2 protein-coding genes are annotated in these 5218 nt (G+C 47.3%); both read left to right on the top strand.

Features of this window, described 5'->3' with window-relative positions; translation table 11 throughout:
* Window positions 1–109: 109 nt before the first annotated feature.
* Complete coding sequence (locus AC4MRN_RS19295) at window positions 110–3418, top strand: S41 family peptidase (RefSeq protein ID WP_491204220.1); 3309 nt, start codon at window positions 110–112, stop codon at window positions 3416–3418.
* Between the two features lie 496 nt (window positions 3419–3914).
* The coding region (locus AC4MRN_RS19290) for a P-loop ATPase, Sll1717 family (protein WP_491204219.1) at window positions 3915–5218 on the top strand (1304 nt) is incomplete at its 3' end.

Genomic DNA, 5218 nt, shown 5'->3' with positions numbered 1-5218 from the left:
TTTATCAGGCAAATTCGACGACAACCCGCAGCCTAGTTGACAAAACCCTGTCGGCCTTTATGGTGTTGGTTCAATAATCATAAATCAATACTACAGGGACGATTCCTATATGCGTCTTATTACACTAGTAACCTTACTTGGCCTGAGTGCCGGCAGTCTGGCCAATACCGGCTATTACCGCGATCCTTCACTACACAATGACACCCTGACATTTACCGCCGAAGGCGATATTTGGGTGTATCAGTTGGGGCAGCAATCGGCGACGCGCTTGACCACCCATCCCGCAGAAGAGCGCGAGTCAGCAATATCGCCAGATGGCAAATCAATCGCTTTCGTGGCCAATTACGAAGGCACCAATGAAGTCTATGTTATGCCCGTGAATGGCGGTTCTGCCAAACGCATCAGCTTCGAGAACAGTGCCGTAAAAGTACACGGATGGACCCCAGAGGGGCACGTTGTCTTCGCCACTATGTCCCGGGTTGGCCCTACCGGTAACTGGACATTAAAAACCGTGGATCCCAATACACTGATCAGTACCACACTGCCGGTCGCTGATGCTGTTGAAGGGGTGGTAGATAATAGTAATGAACTGTATTTCGTGCAGTTTGGCCTGCAAGTCTCCAATGACAATGCCCGCTACTATCGAGGCGGCGCGCAAGGTGAATTGTGGCGTTTTGATTTAAACGACGATCGCGAGGCGTCTCTGTTAACTGGCGATCACGATGCCTCTGTCAGAGAGCCGATGCGCTGGCAGGACACGCTGTATTTCATCAGCAATGAAAATGGCAATGACAATATCTGGCAAATGACGTTGTCAGGTAAACGCAAAAAAGCACTGACCACATTTACCGATTATCCAATCCGCGATGCCTCGCTCTCAAACGGTAAAATTGCTTTTCAGCATGGTGCCGACATAAAGGTACTGGATTTACGCGACAACAGTATTACCACGCTCCCTATTCACCTGACATCTGATTTTCCACACAAACGTGACAAGTGGCTGACAACCCCCACAAAATACATGACTAACGTGGGCTTTTCCGGACAGCAGAAACAAGCTGTCATTACAGCAAGGGGCCAGATCGCGGTTGCCAGCTCAGACGGCCGCCGCTTAAAACCCATCAGCACGCCGGCGCAATCACGTTCCCGCAAAGCAATATTGAGCCATGACGGAAAATGGGTTTATGCCATCAATGATGCCAGTGGCGAAATGGAAATCTGGCAATTCGCAGCCGATGGCTCCGACGAACAGAAGCAGCTTACACAAGACGCAACCGTAAGTCGCTGGAACCTGGTTTTATCACCTGACGGTAAATATATCGCCCACGATGACTTCAATGGTGACCTGTGGCTACTTAACCTGGAAACATTGGAAAACCGCAAGGTATTTGAAGGGCAATCGGAAATGAACCCCTATGCCAATGTAGTGTGGAGTCGCGACAGCAGATTATTGGCGCTCACTGTTAATACACAGGGCAATCAGCGCAGCCGACTTTATTTGCTTGATACACAAACCGATGACGGCGTGTTACTTACCAGTGACAAGTACAACAGTTATTCCCCGGCGTTTTCGGCAAACGGTGACTGGCTGTACTTCTTGTCTGACAGAGCGTTTACCCCAACAACTCGCTCGCCGTGGGGCGACCGCAACATGGGTACGAGCTTCGACAATAAAACGCTAATTTATGCCTATGCTTTAAAACAAGACGCCGAATTTCCTTTTCAACAGCCCAATGAACTGGCCATGTTAAAGAATGAAGCGGAAGCTGACGACGCTGAACCTGAATCCGAAGAAACGGCCGCAGAAGACAACAGTGAAGACGAGGCCACAGAGACAGAAGATACCAAACCCGACACCGTAGTTGACTGGCAGGGGTTATCAGAACGACTGTGGCAGGTACCTGCAAAAGCTGACAACTACACACAGTTGCGGGTAAACAACAAATACCTGTTCGTCAGTCAACGTGAAGGAACCGGCAATAAAACGGCCCTGAAAGCGATTCGTCTCTCGCCGAAAAACGAAACATCTACGGTCGTCTCTCCTATCACCGGTTTTGACATGAGCCCCGATGGCAAACAGCTGCTAGTGTTAAAACCCAGCAGCAACAATGATCAAATTTACGTGGTACCTGCGGGCAAAAAATTCCCGTCAGACAGCAAACCATTCAGAATGAATGTAAAAGACTGGCAACTACGTATTTCACCGGAACAGGAATGGCAGCAGCTGTTTCACGACGCCTGGTTGATGCACCGGGACTTCTTTTATGACAAAGCCATGCGTGGCGTTGACTGGCCTCAAGCAAAAGCCAAATACGCCCCCTTACTGGCGCGTATTACAGACCGCTATGAACTCAACGATGTGCTGGCGCAACTCATCGGCGAACTGAATGTCTTGCATTCACAGGTGTATGGCGGCGATGTGCCGGACACGCCGGACCGTCCTAAGCCGGCCAGTCTGGGAGCCATGCTGACACAGACTGCGCAAGGCGTGGTAATAGAACATATTTATCAGTACGACACTGAACTGCCAGCCAATGCATCGCCACTGCAAAAGCCGGGCACTAATGCTCAAAATGGCGATATTATTCAGGCCATTAATGGCCGGGAAGTAAAAGACATACAAGCGGTTCACAACGCACTGCTCAACCAGGCAGGCAAACAGGTTGTACTTACCCTTCTGCGTGACGGTGAATCGCACCATACCGTGACCTACCCTATCAGTAACGGTCAGGCCTTCCGCTTGCGCTATCAGGACTGGGTTACGTCCAATCGCAATAAAGTAACGGCGCAGGATGATGACATTGGTTATATGCACATTTACGCGATGGGCAGCAATGATGTCAGCGAATTTGCCAGAGAGTTTTATGCTGCAAACCAAAAAGGCGGACTGATCATTGATGTGCGACGCAACCGCGGCGGTAATATCGATAGCTGGTTAATTGAAAAGCTACTGCGCCGGGTGTGGATGTTCTGGACCATTGGCAACGCCGATCCCTCAACGAATATGCAACAGACCTTCAGAGGCCACCTGGTTGTTCTGGCCGATCAGTACACCTACTCCGACGGAGAAACCTTTACTGCTGCGGTAAAATCCTTGAAATTGGGACCGGTGATAGGCAAACAAACAGCCGGTGCCGGGATTTGGTTGCGCGGACTAAACAGACTGGCTGACAACGGCATGGCACGAGTGGCTGAACTGCCGGTATTTGATATGGAAGGTAACTGGGTAGTAGAAGGCCACGGAGTGAGCCCTAATGTTGAAGTAGACAATTTGCCCCATGCTACCTTCAACGGACAAGATGCCCAGTTAGAAGCGGCGGTGAAATACCTCAAAAAACAACTACGGAAAAAACCCGTTAAACCACTGCAACCCAAAGCGTATCCAGCGGTTGATGAACCCGCGAAGGACGTGAAATAGCCTACACAAACAACAAAGGGGCAACATTGCCCCTTTGTTTTGTTTGTTACCGCTTTATTGAGAACGATGGCTTCGAAACCTTATTCGACCATCGACTGACCCCCAAGCGTTACGCATTAGCACAGCGAATTCCATACATCAGAAATTGCCTTTGCTGAAGATTGAGGGCTAATAGGACAACGCGAAATTAAGAGGTGTACCTGAACTAGTGGCGTTTTCTCAAACGCACAGATCAGATTTACCAAGAATGAATATAGTCTGCGATGAGTTTTGCAGTAAAGTAAAAAATAATTGCCCATAGTGGTTTATTTAATGCGCTAAGACTTGCGCTGCACCATATTTACTCAAAATACAGGTTTGTTTTAAAAGAATTTTTATGGTTATCATGAGTAAATTATATACGCCAAATTGGTGTAAGTTAGTACACTATTTAGGTGGATATTAAACTGTTAGCGCGGCAATGAGTCCTCCCAATATTGAAAGATTGGAGTAAAAAATGGAACCGACAATAAAAGCAAAGCTCGATGCTTTGTTAAAATTCGTTCCCACCGGAACGACTGAAGGAGAAAAGGCGATCTTAGGTGAGGCATTCATTAGGGCTGATGAATTTGCCGAAATCATCACTCCACCTCCGGGAAGCCCTCGAGTACTCGTAGGTAAAAAAGGTGCAGGTAAAAGCGCAATCATCGACTTTGCCTCAAGGATACTCGATAAAGGGAAGGTGCCCAATATTTCACTAAAACCGTTGGATATTGATCTTTCTTCTATGAGTACACAATCCTCAGTTGGGGAGTTGACTCGTACTGCGTACTTGTGTCTATTGCAGGCAATCGCCGGGGCGTTAAGCAATAACATTCGCGGGCTGGTAAGTGAGTCAGATGCTGAGATATTAAATAGTGCTATTGCTGATGGAATTCAAAAGCCAGATTTCATTTCGCGAATTGCTAGAACTCTGCCGAAGGTTGCAAAATCGTGGGTACAAGCTGATTTGTCTGAGATTTTGCCAAACACTTCAAAATCAAGTGCTATCTCATTAGAGAGAGCAATTTCTGAAAATATATCGAACTCTCAGACGAGCATCTACATCTTCATCGATGATACAGATCAGGTTGCTCCTCCAGATCAATCTGGTCAACTAAATCGTATTTGGGCCTTTTTACTCGCAACAAGGGAGCTATCTGAAAGAATACCTCAAGTTAGGTGCATAGTATCTCTTCGGGATGAAATTTGGAGGGCACTTTCCAGCGAAAAAGCAGGTCAAAGAGACCAAACGGATCATTTTCTAACGCTGGTTTATAACCTTAATCCGAGTTTAGATCACATACAAAATATATTTGAACGGCGTCTGCAGCTAGCAGCAAAGGACCTAGGGATTGCGGGGTTAGAAAATTACTATCCTTTATTCTTTGAAGGCAATCTACCTAGAATGCCTACCAGCCAGAAAAGGACCAACTGGGCAGATGCAATTCGAACCAGATGTCGTGAGCGTCCAAGAGATGCGATCCAGCTCATCAATGCTCTTGCGAAAGCTGCTCTTCATCCTACACCAAGGCTAGTTGATGAGGATATTTTTGCGTCCGTTATGCCTATCTATTCTGAGCAGAGAGTGAAGCTACTGGCTCAAGAATTTGAGAAAGAATGTCCAAATATGCTCGAACTTGTGCGGTCATTTGGTGGTATAGAATTTGACTCTGAGTCGTTCACTTCAAGCGCCCAAGCATTAAAAGAGCATCTTCTTGTGCTTCCATCTTCGTTTTCGCTCAACCTATTTGGACAAACGGTTAAGCCGGGTACTGATAA

Source organism: Marisediminitalea sp. (assembly GCF_984433645.1).
The sequence above is the reverse complement of the archived record's forward strand: the minus strand, read 5'-3'. Positions and strand labels throughout refer to the sequence as shown.